General features: G+C 63.4%; 13 protein-coding genes. 9 read left to right on the top strand and 4 right to left on the bottom strand.

Annotated features, from left to right (window positions below; translation table 11 throughout):
- Positions 1-91: 91 nt before the first annotated feature.
- Complete coding sequence (locus JQ567_RS13080) at positions 92-1,069, bottom strand: NAD(P)-dependent oxidoreductase (RefSeq protein WP_212439185.1); 978 nt, start codon at positions 1,067-1,069, stop codon at positions 92-94.
- Positions 1,070-1,094: 25 nt separating this feature from the next.
- On the bottom strand, positions 1,095-3,200 hold the full coding sequence (locus tag JQ567_RS13085) for an adenylate/guanylate cyclase domain-containing protein (protein ID WP_312017394.1): 2,106 nt from the start codon (positions 3,198-3,200) through the stop codon (positions 1,095-1,097).
- A 158-nt stretch (positions 3,201-3,358) separates the two neighbouring features.
- Between JQ567_RS13085 and JQ567_RS13090 the strand changes: the two genes are divergently transcribed.
- From JQ567_RS13090 to JQ567_RS13130, 9 genes are all read left to right on the top strand, one after another.
- Positions 3,359-4,090: a cytochrome c biogenesis CcdA family protein gene (locus JQ567_RS13090; RefSeq protein ID WP_212439186.1), complete on the top strand. Its 732-nt coding sequence runs from the start codon at positions 3,359-3,361 to the stop codon at positions 4,088-4,090.
- A gap of 148 nt (positions 4,091-4,238) precedes the next feature.
- Positions 4,239-4,703, top strand: a complete 465-nt coding sequence (locus tag JQ567_RS13095) for a DoxX family protein (RefSeq protein WP_212439187.1) — start codon at positions 4,239-4,241, stop codon at positions 4,701-4,703.
- A 128-nt stretch (positions 4,704-4,831) separates the two neighbouring features.
- Entirely contained in the window at positions 4,832-5,881 is a 1,050-nt protein-coding gene (locus JQ567_RS13100; RefSeq protein WP_212439188.1) for an alpha/beta hydrolase, read from the top strand.
- A gap of 61 nt (positions 5,882-5,942) precedes the next feature.
- Positions 5,943-6,821 (top strand): tetratricopeptide repeat protein, encoded by an 879-nt coding sequence (locus tag JQ567_RS13105; protein WP_212439189.1) that lies wholly within the window; start codon positions 5,943-5,945, stop codon positions 6,819-6,821.
- A gap of 154 nt (positions 6,822-6,975) precedes the next feature.
- A complete protein-coding gene (locus JQ567_RS13110; RefSeq protein WP_212439190.1) occupies positions 6,976-7,668 on the top strand; it encodes a hypothetical protein in 693 nt (230 codons plus the stop codon).
- A 241-nt stretch (positions 7,669-7,909) separates the two neighbouring features.
- Complete coding sequence (locus JQ567_RS13115) at positions 7,910-8,167, top strand: hypothetical protein (RefSeq protein WP_192738016.1); 258 nt, start codon at positions 7,910-7,912, stop codon at positions 8,165-8,167.
- Positions 8,168-8,270: 103 nt separating this feature from the next.
- Positions 8,271-9,173 (top strand): DUF692 domain-containing protein, encoded by a 903-nt coding sequence (locus JQ567_RS13120; protein ID WP_212439191.1) that lies wholly within the window; start codon positions 8,271-8,273, stop codon positions 9,171-9,173.
- Positions 9,170-9,961, top strand: coding sequence for a DNA-binding domain-containing protein (locus JQ567_RS13125; RefSeq protein WP_212439192.1), 792 nt, complete (start codon positions 9,170-9,172; stop codon positions 9,959-9,961). Before JQ567_RS13120 ends, JQ567_RS13125 begins: the two co-directional genes overlap by 4 nt.
- The gene (locus JQ567_RS13130) at positions 9,958-10,947 is read left to right on the top strand and encodes a hypothetical protein (protein WP_249165430.1); all 990 of its coding nucleotides are present in this window, start codon (positions 9,958-9,960) and stop codon (positions 10,945-10,947) included. Before JQ567_RS13125 ends, JQ567_RS13130 begins: the two co-directional genes overlap by 4 nt.
- A gap of 6 nt (positions 10,948-10,953) precedes the next feature.
- Here the strand turns inward: JQ567_RS13130 and JQ567_RS13135 are convergent, their stop codons facing one another.
- Both JQ567_RS13135 and JQ567_RS13140 read right to left on the bottom strand, forming a co-directional pair.
- A complete protein-coding gene (locus JQ567_RS13135) occupies positions 10,954-11,340 on the bottom strand; it encodes a hypothetical protein (RefSeq protein ID WP_212439193.1) in 387 nt (128 codons plus the stop codon).
- Between the two features lie 168 nt (positions 11,341-11,508).
- Positions 11,509-12,894 (bottom strand): Spy/CpxP family protein refolding chaperone, encoded by a 1,386-nt coding sequence (locus tag JQ567_RS13140; RefSeq protein WP_212439194.1) that lies wholly within the window; start codon positions 12,892-12,894, stop codon positions 11,509-11,511.
- Positions 12,895-12,920 lie beyond the last annotated feature (26 nt).

The raw sequence follows: 12,920 nt of genomic DNA on the forward strand, positions 1-12,920 counted from the left end.
TCTGGTCCTTCGGACCATCCCGGAATGACGGGGTCAAGAGCTTTCGCGCCTAACGCCGAGGCGTCGGGTCAGGCATGAATGCTGCAGAGCATCAAGGACGTCGCGTCCAGCTGATAGCGTTGACGGCGCCGACCGGAATCTCGCCCGCGATGATCTTCTCGACCTGCCGCACCGTTTCGAGCGACTGGCTTTCGATCGCGGGCGGCGTCAGCCCGCCGATATGCGGCGTTGCGATCACATCAGGCAGTTGTGCCAGTTCCGGCGTCGGCATCTGGTCCAGGGCGCGGCCGACATCCATTGCGGCGCCCGCAATCCGCTTCTCGTGCAGCGCTGCGGTCAGCGCCGCCTCGTCGACGAGATTGCCGCGCGACAGATTGATGAAGAACGCATGCCGCTGCATCCGCGCCAGCGCCGCCTGCCCGATCAGATTTTCCGTCGCCTCATTGGCAACCGCGAGACAGACAACAAAGTCGGATCGTTCCAGCAGATCGTCGAGCGGCAGATGCCGGATGTCAGGCTCGCTCACACTCGCAAGGGGATCGGCGACCAAAACTTCCATGCCCAGCACCTTGGCGATCCCGGCGAGGTAGCGGCCGATGCTGCCATAGCCGATAATGCCGATGCGGCTGCCGGCCAGTTGCCGGCCCATGATCACTTTGGGCTTCCGCCCGGCATGATAGTCGGCGCTGGCGCGCGAGACGCCGCGCGACAGGTCGACCATGAATCCGAGCGCGAGTTCGGCCACTGACTGGACGAAGCCGGGTCCGGCCTGGGTCACCAGCACGCCCGCGCGCGAAGCCTGCTCGACGTCGATGTTGCGAATGTCGACCGCGCAGCGAACGAAGGCGCGCAGCTTTGGCAGCCGCGCAAATATCTCGCCGGGTCCGGCGGTGAGCCGGTCGGCGACGATAATTTCGACGTCACGTGCGGCGTTGATCAGGCCGAACGTATCCAGCGCATCGTCGCTCTGATGCAACTCCACCTGTGCGATCGCCTGCAATCCGCTCAGGCTGCGCTCGCCGTAATATTGCGCCCTCGCTTGCGGCGTATGGGTGAGCAGGACTTTCAAATCAGCATCTCCACCTATTTGGCGCCTACTTGGATTTGGCGACTGAAGTGCCGTCCCAATCCTCGCCGCTCGGGTTCTCAAGCTGCTCCCTGCAGCGCGCGATCATGACCGATGCCGCCGCATCATCCTTGATCTTCTTCACCTGTTCGAACGCCGTGATCGCGGCGGTGAATTCGCGCGCCCGCCAGCATGCGAGTCCGGCTTCATAAGGCTTCACCCAGTCGATCGCACCGCCGGCCTCGTCCGCCATGGCAAGCAATTCGTAGATTTGCAAGCCCCCGGCGCGGCCGTAGACCGCCAGGCGATCGAGTTCGCGCACCACGATGCGGTCGCCGGCGAGACGCCGGGTTTCGGGGCCGATGATGATGGTGGAGCCGTAGACCTTGTTGGTGCTCTCGAGCCGGCTCGCAATATTCACGGCGTCGCCGATCACGGTGTAGTTCAGCCGCACTTCGGAGCCGATATTGCCGACCAGCATGTCGCCGGAATTGATGCCGATGCGGATCTTCACCGGCTGGCCATGGTCGTCGACCAGACCGACCTCCGCCATCGCGCGCTGGCAGGCCAGAGCCGCACGGCAGCAATCGACGGCGTGCTCGGGGTTCGGCGCCGGCGCCCCCCAGAACGCCATCACGGCATCGCCGATGAATTTGTCGATGGTGCCGCCCTGCGCCTGGATCTGCGCCGAGACGGAATCGAAATAGCGCGACAGCAGCGGGATGATGCGATCGCCAAGCCGCTCCGAGATGCCGGTGAAGCCGGCGAGATCGATGAACATCACGCTCATCGGCCGCACCGCGCCGCCAAGACGCGCGCCATTGCCGTCGCTGATCAACCGCTTCACGAGATCAGCGGGGATGTATTTGCGGAACGCGGCCAGCCCCTGCGCCATGTCGCCGATGGCGCCTGACAGGTTCTCGATCTCGGTCAGCCGCGACGGATGCCGCTCGACCTTGTCCAGATCGAAGCGCTCGACATGCCTGATCTCGCCCACCACCTTGATCAGGGGAGCGGCGATCAGGCGCTGGGCAAGCCATGCCGACAGCAGCCCGGCAATCACGATCAGGACCGCCAGCCCGATCAGCAGATTCCGGATCGTCATCTGTACCGGACCGAGAAATTCCGACTCCGGCACCACTGTGACCAGCGACCAGCCCGGAAACGAGATCGGCGTCAGCACCGCCTGATAGACCTTGCCGTCCCGCGTCACCTGGCGCTTCAGCGGCTCGCCCTCGCCGGGATTGTAGGCGCTGCCGGCATTCTTCATCGCATCCACCGCGACCGCAAACAGCGGATGATCGGTCTTCAGCGGCGTCACTTCGCTGGCATCCGGATCGGGGGCGGCGACCACACCGCCCTCGCGATCGAGGATGAAAGCGCCGGCCGATTTGCCGACCGTCAGTTGCGACAGGAAGTTCGAGACACGCGTCAGTTCGATGATGATGGCGATGACGCCGGCAGGCTTTTGCTCGATCTGGATCGGCGCCGCGAAGGCGGCCGCCAGACGTTCACCGTTGGGATGCTTCGTCAGCGTCGACCAGTTTTCGTCGTTGGAGCCGGCCACCTCGCGGAACCATTCCTGATCGGTGACGGAATAATTGGTGTCCTCGACGCGGCTGGACTTGAGCAGCGTGTCGCCACCTCCGAACTCATAACGGTTGATCTTGGCTTTTCGATCGCCCGCAATCTCAATCATTTCGATGACGCCATTGCCAAGCTTGTGCCCGGCAAAGAACGTTCCGTCCGGCCATCCGAACGCCACCCAGGAAATGGTCGGTTGCGACCGCAACTGCGATCGGATGACCACCTCGCGCATCTCGGCGTCGCGCGCCTCGAACACTTTTCCGAGCAACAAGGTGCGCACCGCCGACATGGACGATCGCGCTTCCGAGGTGATCGATTGCAGCTCGTCGCCGACCGCGGAGACGATCTGGTCGTTGATGGTGTCGGCAAGGGTCTGGCTGACCTGCTGGGCGGTGCGCCACCACAGCAAATGCACGCCGACGGCGCTGACGACGATCGACGTCAGCACGAGGGCCGAGATGGCGTTGCGAATGCCGATGCGCATTGCGGGGTCCTGGTTCGCGGGGTCGGTTACCGCAATACGGAACGATACTAGCGTCTGTTTCACCGGCGAGGCTATCCCGGCGCCTTTCACATGCCTGGTCATATCCTTGGACACGGCTCTGTGACCAGAGTTGAGCCGGAAGCCGACGAAACTTACCGATTGCCTGTTCCGTACAAGCCAAGACGGCGCTATGCCTTGCGGCAGTTCTCGAAGGTCATGCAATGCACGATGTTTCCATCCCGGCGGCCCTGATTGCCGGTCTCGTCAGCTTCCTGTCGCCCTGCGTGCTGCCGCTGGTGCCTCCGTATCTGATCTATTTGACCGGCGCGACCATCGAGCAGGTCAACAACGAGGGGGCGACGCAGGCCTCGAAACGCGCTGTCATGGCCGCGGCGCTGATGTTCGTGCTCGGCTTTACCACCGTATTCGTGGCGCTGGGCGCCAGCGCGTCGTTCATCGGCGGCCTGATCCGGGCCTGGTCGGCAGAACTGTCGATTATTGCCGGCATCGTCATCATCATCATGGGCCTGCATTTCCTGGGGCTGACCCGCATCGGCCTGTTGATGCGCGAGGGACGGCTGACCGCGCCGAAGCCGGTCGGGCTGTGGGGCGCCTATGTCATGGGACTTGCGTTTGCGTTCGGCTGGACCCCCTGCATCGGGCCGATACTGGCGGCGATCCTGTCGATCGCCGCCGCCGAAGCCACGGTGACCAAGGGCGCGGGCCTGCTCGCGGTCTACTCCCTCGGGCTTGGAATTCCCTTCCTGCTGGCCGCCTTCATGATCGAACAATTCTCCGAGCTGTTCGCGCGGATGAAGCGGCATCTCACCACCGTCGAGCGCGCCATGGGCGTGTTGATGGTCATTACCGGCATCGGTTTCCTGACCGGCGCCGTTACCAGCGTCAGCATCTGGCTGCTGGAAACGTTCCCCGCACTGCAAAATTTCGGCTGACGCCCCCGTAACAAGCGGGCTATCCGTTGCGAAACTCCTGCCAGGACCAGATTGCCGCCCTGCGCGGCCGCAGCGTTTTCGCGCGCACTTGATTTGAGAGGCCGCCGGTGCGGCCTCGCGTCACGATAATAATTGGAGGGGGCCCCGCATGAATTTCATCGTCAATCTTCTGATCCTGTTGCCGGCGCAGATCGCCTCGTATTTCTCCTGGGCCGGCCCGCTGATCATGCGGCTGGTCGTCGGTTACACCTTCATGCTGGCCGGCTGGGGCAAGCTCACCAATTTGCCGCAGGTCACCGAGAATTTTATCGGCTGGGGCATCCCGTTTCCCAAAATCCTCACCCCTTTCGTATCAGGCGTCGAGTGCTTTGGCGGCGCCATGCTGATCCTCGGCCTGTTCACCCGGATCCCCGCCGCGATGCTGGCGGTGGTCATGCTGGTCGCGATCAAGTCGGCCAAATGGGGCGATGTCGATTCGCTGCAAACGCTGCTCGGCTTCGAGGAAATGACCTACTTCGCCGCCTTCACATGGCTCGCGATCGCAGGCCCTGGTGCCGCCTCCCTCGACCGGCTGCTGATGAAATCCGCCGGGTACAACGAGGTACCAGCCTGAGGACGGTTGCTACTTGCCCCAATTGTCCCTCCCGCGCCAGCGAACGCCCAGTGTGACCGGCATCACTGCACCTCCATCCCCCTTCGAGCGACAAACCCCCAACAGGAATGAACCGATGTTGGGTCGTCATGGCTTGCTCAAAATATGCTTGCTGGTCGAATGTGGCGCGCGGCTCGTTTGCAGCGATGCTGCTGGCCGTTGCGGCGTTTGCCGCCGCCCCCGCCGGCGCGGAGATTATCGGGAAGGAAGACTCGCTGCGCGGGATCACGATGACGCGCGAAGAGTGCGCCGCGAAACCGCAGACCTTCTGGCTCAACGTCTACAGCCAGGATTTCTGTGTCCGCTATTATCTTTCCACCGCTGGAGGCCAGGGCTCGCGCCCGGTCATCATTCTGAACGGCGATCACAACGGTCCGGTTGATCCGACCCGTTGGACCTGGGCAGATCCGTCCAAGGCCAGTGACGTCAACACCGACAAACTCGTCGCTATCGCCGACCATTTTTCGAAAATGGCGAAGACCACGGCGATCTACCTTGGACGCATCGGCGTCGAAGGCACCTCCGGCACCCATCTGTCACGCAAGACCCTCGTCGAGCTGAACCTGATGGACATGGCGCTTGAGGCGCTCCGGCAACGCTACCAGTTCGAGGGCTTCCATCTGTTCGGGGAGTCCGGCGGAGGCCGGCTTGTGTTCGGCCTGGCCCAGATGCGGCGCGACGTCGCCTGCCTGATTTCCGGCTCGGGACAGATCGTGACCCGGGGGCCCGCACGGCCCGGCGATCCCGCAAAGACTTATTTCGACATCACGGGCAAGGTGCAATGGCTCGCGCAGAACCGCGCCTTGCGCATGATGGTCATCAGCGACCCATACGACCAGCAGGTGCCGACCGCCGTTCAGCAGACCCCCATGGTGCAGACCCTGAGACAGGCCGGCCACGTGGTCCCCCACCTCCTCGTCGAAGCCACCGACCCGAAGCGCCACGCGGTGCTCGACTATGGCGCGATCGCGATGGGCGGCTGCGTGCTCGGCCGGCACGACGACGAAATCGCGCGGGCGATAGGCACGCTTCTTCGCCGCAACGCCGACACCAACCGGCGTCAGCAGGACGAAGCGCGTGCCAAGTCCGCGCCCCAGACGGCTTCCGACACGATCGCGCGCCAGCCGGGACGCTCGTGACATGAAAGCGACGCAGCGGCCCGGATCAGCAACGGGACAGTCAGGAAACATGGAGCGCGCAATGCGGGTCCTTGCCAGTGTGCTTCTCACCGCCGTCACAACCATCCTGGCGCCGGCAGGCGCGCAGGCCGAAGCGCAGCAGCGCATGTGCCTGGACAATGCCACCCCGCCCGCCCCGAGGGCTGCGGCCTGCTCATTCGTCATCGCGAATGCGCCGCCCGCTGAGGCCAGGGAGCTTGCCCGTGTCTACCTCATCCGCGGCAATGCCAATCTGGCCCTCGGCGTCTACGACCGGGCGGTGGCGGATTTCGACGCGGCGACGAAAGCCCACCCGACCGCCCATGGCCCGTTCAACAGCCGCGGTGTCGCGTTCCTGCGCCAGAAGCAGCTCGACCGCGCCATCACGGAGTTCGATTCTGCGATCCGGCTCAATCCCAACGATCCCCTTGCCTTCACCAACCGCGGCGACGCCTACCGGGACAAGGGCCGCATCGACCGCGCGCTGCAGGACTACGACGCCGCGATCGTGATCAATCCAAAGTGGGTCAATGCCTACTTCGGCCGGGCAGCGGCGTTGCAGCAGAAGGCCGGCTCCGATTTCGACGCCTTCGTCAACGAGGGACGCTTCGAAGAGCTGGCCATCGTGGAATACGGCAAGGTGCTGCAGATCGCGCCGCGACACGCCGGCGCCCTCAGCAACCGCGGCCAGCTCCATCATACCTTACGCAGATACGACCTTGCCATCGCCGACTTCACGCAAGCGATCGAGATCAATCCCGCAAATCCTGCCTTTCTGCGCAACCGCGCGCTGACCTACCGGATGATGCGGCGGTTCGACCTTGCGATCGCGGACTATCGCAACGCGTTGGCGATGACGCAGGATGCCGACGGGCGCAAGCTGATCGGAGAATTGCTCGCTCAGCTCGGCGCCGCCGTCTGAGGTCGTGGCCGCACGCCGCATTGGTCACCCAGGAATTTCGCGTGTTGGCCCTGGGCGGACATAGACCACGCGCCGTGTTGTCGTCCATACTTCGGAACTCTACGCCACTGCCGATTGGTCGCTCCGGCGGCACGGCATTGTTTTCGGAGGGTCTATGCCCATTATCTCGTTCTTGCGCGTGCGAAAGGACCGCGACGCTTCCGAGTTTCACGATTGGCTTCTCGCGCGGATCAAAGCCATCTTCGAAAACGAGGCTGCGCGGCCACGGTACTGCGTTCTGAGTCTTGATGAACCGGTACCATCAGGCCTTTCCCTGCCGCCCGCGATGAGGCTTGACGCCAGCAATAGCGTTCCGTGGCCGCCCTACGATGCGGCCATCCTCCACACGGATAATTGGTCAGCGGCCTTCCCAACTGGTCTGGATGAATGGGCCGACCTCGAACACACGTACCGGGTCACGCGAAAAATTATCAAGGACGATGGTAATGTTGTCGATGGAATGCCCTCGACCGGCATTAAGTATTTGCGCGGTCTTATCTTCCATAAAGATCTTCCGGAATCCGCGATCCGTCGCAGCTGGGCGCGTCATGCGCCGCTTGCGGTGGACGTGCATGAGGGAGCAAGCCGATATGTTCAATGGTGGGTCGAAGAGCATCTCTCCGCCAACGCACCAAAGATCGGCGGTATTGCGGAACTTCATTTCGCGACCGCCAGCGCGCTTGCAGAGCGCTTCTTCGACTCTCCGCGAGGGATGAAAGAAATCGCGCACGATCTCGGCCACTTTGTTGCCGGCGGACCGCCAAGGTTGTTCGCCCGAGACTACGTGTTCGGGAGCTACACGGACTGACAAACCGTTGCGGTCTCGTCTGCTTCGGTCAACAAATCCCGTTGTGCAACGCAACGAGACTTATCCACCACCCTAATTCACCGTTTAATTCCAGCCCGCGAACGATCATTGAAATAAATTTCGCTCGCCGTGTAACCAAGCCAAACCCGCCGCGTATTTATCCCCGGGTACCATCTGTCGGTCCTGATGTCAGTGGCTTGCGGGTGGTGCACCTTCACACTTCTTTCTCGAGGAGACGTCCATGAAGATGACTTCCAAATCCGGCGCCACGATTGCCGCCGCTGCAGCCACTCTGTTCCTGGCTGGCGCGACGATGTCGACCGTCACTTACGCCGCCGGCGAAGGCAAATGCGTCGGCGCCAACGCCTGCAAGGGCCAAAGCGCCTGCAAGAGCGGCGCGAGCGCCTGCAAGGGACAGAACGCCTGCAAGGGTCAGGGCTTCTCCGCCATGACCAAGGAGAAGTGCGACGCCGCCAAGGGCAAGTATTCGCCCGCCTGATCGAGGCCATCCGGAACGGGGCCCGGTGTATGCCGGGTCCCCTTTCCATGATAATTTGAGGCAATACCCATCGCCTGATCGCGATGCGCGAAGCGGAGACGACATGAACGTCGCAAGCAGATTGCCCAACTCCCCGGCGGCGCTTGAGCGTCCGTTGCAGTCGGATAAGCCACCCTTCCTTGGCTTCGGGCTCGGCCTGCGCGCGCAACACTATGACGAAATCCTGAGCGGCAACCCGCCGATCGACTGGTTCGAAGTCATCAGCGAAAACTACATGCTGCCCGGCGGCCAGCCGCTGCGCGTACTTGACCGGATTTGCGAACGCTATCCCGTCGTGATGCACGGCGTGTCGCTGTCGATCGCATCGACCGCCCCACCGAATTTCGAATATCTGCAGGGCCTGAAAGATCTCGCCAGGCGAGTCGAACCGAAATGGATTTCCGACCATCTGTGCTGGACCGGCGTGCACGGCAAGAACCTGCACGACCTGTTGCCGATCCCCTATACCAGCGAGGCGCTCGACCACGTGGTCAGCCGCGTGCAGCTGGTGCAGGATTTCCTCGGCCGCGCCATCGTGCTCGAGAACGTCTCGACCTATGTCCAGTTCAACAATTCCGAAATGACGGAATGGGAATTCCTTGCCGAATTGTCGCGCCGTTCCGGTTGCTGGCTGCTGTTCGACATCAACAACGTCTATGTCAGCGCCTTCAACCACGGCTATGACCCCATGACCTTCCTTAATGGGATTCCCGCGGACCGCGTCGTGCAGTTCCACATGGCCGGCCACAGCCACATGGGCACCCACATCATCGACACCCATGATCATCCCGTCTGCGAAGACGTCTGGGATCTCTATGTCGCGGCCATCAAGCGCTTCGGCCGGGTCTCGACCATGATCGAGCGCGACGACAACATCCCGCCGCTCGACGAACTGCTCGTGGAAGTGAACCGCACCCGCGAGATCGCGGAGAAGGTCTTGCCGCCTTTGGGCAAGCAGGCGGGATGAGCGACTTCGCGCGGCAGCAGGCGGATTTCCAGCGCGGCATCCTGACCGGCGACGACACGGTGCTCGCCGAAATCCTCGACAGCCCCAGGGAGAAGCGCGAGACGCTGTACGGCGTCTATCGCCATGCCTATGGCTCGCGGCTGGTCGAGGCGCTTCGTAACGACCATGAGCTGCTGCATTCGTATCTCGGCGACGAGACGTTCGACGAGATGGGCCATGCCTATGTCAAGGCGCGGCCGTCAGAACATCCGAACCTGCGCTGGTTCTCGCAAGGCCTGCCGGAGTTTTTGAAATCGGCCGAGCCCTATTGCAACCATCCTGTTGTCGCTGATCTCGCAGCGCTGGAGAAGGCGCTCAACGACGCGTTCGACGCGGCGGAGGGTGAGGTGCTTGACCTCGCCGCCATGGCCGCGTTTGCGCCGGAGCAATGGAACGACCTCACATTCCGGCCGCATCCGAGCGCGGCCAGGCTCGATTTGTCGACCAACGCGTCCGCGGTCTGGATGGCGCTCAAGAACAACGAGACCCCGCCGGACGCGGCCACGCTGGAAGAACCGTCGCGCATCCTGATCTGGCGCCAGGACACCACGCCGAAGTTCCGCGAACTCCCCGCTGAAGAGGCGATGATGTGGGACGAGGCCGCGAAGGGCATTCCGTTCGGCGTGCTCTGCGAGATGCTCGCGACCTATGACGATCCCGATGGCGCGGCGGCGCGCGGCGCGGGCTATCTGCACGGCTGGATTACATCAGCAACCCTGACGGCTGTTTCCACCTCAGTGTCACGATGAAACCCCTCGGCGGCATCAGCTGGGTGATCGTGGCCGCCGTGCTCATCGCCATGCCGGCAAGCCTCATTTCGTTCCGCGCCGATGCGCAATCGGAATATCTGCGCGGCGACCGGATGCCGTATGACGCATTCAACCGCCTGCCCAAGACCGATCTCGAAATTGCCGGCAGTACCATCCATGTCGGCTTCGCGCCCGGCGAGATGACGCTGCCGAGAGAAAAGGTGCTCGACTGGGTCCGGATGTCGGCGAAGGCGGTCGCGACTTACTACGGCCGGTTTCCCGTCGAACAGCTGCGGCTGCTGTTGGTGCCGGTCGACGGCGCCCGCATTCGCGGCGGCACGACCTGGGGCTATCGCGGCGCCGCGATCCGCATTCCGCTCGGCCGCGATTCCACCGAGGAGGTTTTGCGGCGCGACTGGGTGATGGTGCACGAGATGGTGCACACCGCCCTGCCCGATCTGAACCATCGCCACACGTGGCTGTCGGAAGGTCTTGCCGTCTATATCGAGCCGGTGGCGCGGGCGCAGGCCGGTGACCTCACGGCAGCGGAGATCTGGCAGGCGATGATGCGCGACATGCCGAAGGGTCTGCCGCAGGCCGGCGATCAGGGCCTCGACAACACCGACACCTGGGGCCGGAGATATTGGGGCGGCGCGATGTTCTGCCTGCTCGCGGACATCGAAATCCGCAGGCGAACGAATAATCGCCTCGGGCTGCAGGACGCCATGCGCGGCGTCCTCGCCGCGGGCGGCAATCATGAAAAGGATTGGCCGCTCGATCGCCTTCTCTCTACCGCTGACAAGGCCGTCGGCGTCGACGTCCTGACTACGCTTCATGGCGAGATGGGTTCAAAGCCCGTGACGCCCGATCTCGCGGGCCTGTGGCGCGACCTCGGCCTGAAGCCGCAGGGCGAAAGCCTCGAATTCGACGACGCTGCGCCGCTGGCGGCGATCCGCAAAGCCATCACTTCGCCACGCGCGAAATAGACGCGGCTACTCCGCGCAGAGCGCGGGATGCTCCTTCAGCACGTCGTCGCGGATCAATCTGGACTGGATGGCGCGAAACAGCGTCCGCGCGGTGGTGGTGTGATTGGCCTTGAGGCAGAGCTCGACGATCTGGCGCACGGCGGCGTCACGCAACAGACCGTCGGAAATCTTCATGGCGATTTCCATGGCGACTTTCGCCGCGCGCTCATAACGTTCGGCATCGGGTGCTATTGCCGCGTGCGAACGGTCGGCAGCACCGCCGATCTTTTCCGCGCTGCTGGCGGCGGAACGGCAGATCGCCCGTATCCTGTGCGCGGCTTCGATATCACCGATCGGCCCCTCGATGGGCTCGTCCCAGACCTCCTTGGGTGCGTCCTTTTTGAACCATTGCATGGAATCAGCAGCCAGCGCGTTTGCGAGACAAACAATGCGATCGTGCGATCGGTGGCGGCATTCTCATCCGGGAAAACCAATCGTTGGTGACATTCCGGCAACAGAGGTTTGGAAATCCGGCTCGTTGCTTGTGGCGTGCAGCCGGCCTCCATGATCTCGGCCGGCTATCTACGCCGGTCGCCTTGGTCCGATCGCCTCGAACTGCGCCTTCTGTTCATCGTCCAGCGTGGCGTAAAAATCCTCCAGCGCAGCGCGCACCTGCTTGACGGCTTGCAGCATGGTATCGAGCCGCTTGGCGATGGCGGCGAACCGCGCTGGCGGCGTCATCACATCGCCCGGCTGACAGGCCGCCTTCAATATCTCGGCAGCCTCGGCGCTGGTATCCTGAAGCACTTGCAGGGCGGAGCGCTGGGTCTCGTTCGGACGCAACCGGGTTTCGATCTCGCTGGCTGGCCATGCCATGGCGGCAGACTGCGCCACGCCACAGCCCTGTGCAGTCCCTTGCACAGGCACCTGGACAGATTGGCTCCTCGCATTGTTGGCTACGGATATCCTGCGCTGGTCCTGTGCGAGCGCGTTGAAGCGGGCCTTCTGCTCGTCGTCCAGCATTCCATAGAATTTCTCCAGCGGTGGCCGCACCGTGGCGACCGCCGAAATCATCGCCTCGATCCGCTGCTGCATGGCCGCAAGCCGGCCCGGCGCCGTCAATACGATTTGCGACGGGCATGCCGCCCGAATGTTCTGCGCAGCCGCGATCGATGCGTTGCCGAGTTCGTCGAGCGCGCCAAATTGCGTTTCGGTCGGCAGAACGGTGAGCTGGATTTGATCGATGGGCAGGCCGGCGATGGCGCGCCTGTCGTCACCGCACATTTGCGCCAGCGGAGCGAGCCCACGGTGTCTGCGGCCGGACGGACGCTGTTCCAGATAGCCGGTCAAAGCATCGTAGCCGTAGGGCGCGAATATTCCGGCGTAAATATCGGTGTAGCCGTAGTCCCAGAAGCCGATGCGGTCTCCCCAGATTGTGTAATCGTAGATGTCGTGATAGGCGAACGGCCAGAACAGCGGACCAACCCACCCATAGCCGCCATTACCGTGTTGCCACCACCCGCCTCCGCCACGGCCCTGATGCCAGCCCGCGACGGCGAGACCGGCGGCGATCTGTGCCCGCGCCGCGGGATTGCTGAGCAGACGCCCGCCACGCAACCCGCTGGCGCGCGACAACGAATTCATCGCATGGCGGAAGTTTCCGGATCGTACCGAGGCGTTGCGGATCTGGCTGAGATTCGGGCTGCTGCGCGTGGCAAAGCCGCGATGGCCGCGAAAACTGCCTCGCGAATGCGAACGGGATATGGCGAACTTCCCGCCGCCGTGGTGACCGTGCCCGCCGAAATGCCCATGACCGCCACCGTGCCCTCGACCATGGTGACCCCCGCCATGCCCGTGGCCATGACCACCGCCGTGACCCCCACCATGACCTCCGCCCTTGGCGATCGCCATGCCCGAAAGCAGGATCGCCACAACAAAGACCACCATTCCGATTGCCGGTTTGGACATGGCACGCTCCCTTGCGCCAATCGCTG

This window comes from Bradyrhizobium sp. AUGA SZCCT0431 (assembly GCF_018131065.1).
Lineage (GTDB): Bacteria > Pseudomonadota > Alphaproteobacteria > Rhizobiales > Xanthobacteraceae > Bradyrhizobium.

Excerpts from the sequence above, each read along its gene's own strand:
- JQ567_RS13090 (WP_212439186.1), top strand. The coding sequence starts at position 3,359 with ATGCACGATGTTTCCATCCCGGCGGCCCTGATTGCCGGTCTCGTCAGC.
- JQ567_RS13095 (WP_212439187.1), top strand. The coding sequence starts at position 4,239 with ATGAATTTCATCGTCAATCTTCTGATCCTGTTGCCGGCGCAGATCGCC.
- JQ567_RS13100 (WP_212439188.1), top strand. The coding sequence starts at position 4,832 with ATGGCTTGCTCAAAATATGCTTGCTGGTCGAATGTGGCGCGCGGCTCG.
- JQ567_RS13105 (WP_212439189.1), top strand. The coding sequence starts at position 5,943 with ATGCGGGTCCTTGCCAGTGTGCTTCTCACCGCCGTCACAACCATCCTG.
- JQ567_RS13110 (WP_212439190.1), top strand. The coding sequence starts at position 6,976 with ATGCCCATTATCTCGTTCTTGCGCGTGCGAAAGGACCGCGACGCTTCC.
- JQ567_RS13115 (WP_192738016.1), top strand. The coding sequence starts at position 7,910 with ATGAAGATGACTTCCAAATCCGGCGCCACGATTGCCGCCGCTGCAGCC.
- JQ567_RS13120 (WP_212439191.1), top strand. The coding sequence starts at position 8,271 with ATGAACGTCGCAAGCAGATTGCCCAACTCCCCGGCGGCGCTTGAGCGT.
- JQ567_RS13125 (WP_212439192.1), top strand. The coding sequence starts at position 9,170 with ATGAGCGACTTCGCGCGGCAGCAGGCGGATTTCCAGCGCGGCATCCTG.
- JQ567_RS13130 (WP_249165430.1), top strand. The coding sequence starts at position 9,958 with ATGAAACCCCTCGGCGGCATCAGCTGGGTGATCGTGGCCGCCGTGCTC.
- JQ567_RS13135 (WP_212439193.1), bottom strand. The coding sequence starts at position 11,340 with ATGCAATGGTTCAAAAAGGACGCACCCAAGGAGGTCTGGGACGAGCCC.
- JQ567_RS13140 (WP_212439194.1), bottom strand. The coding sequence starts at position 12,894 with ATGTCCAAACCGGCAATCGGAATGGTGGTCTTTGTTGTGGCGATCCTG.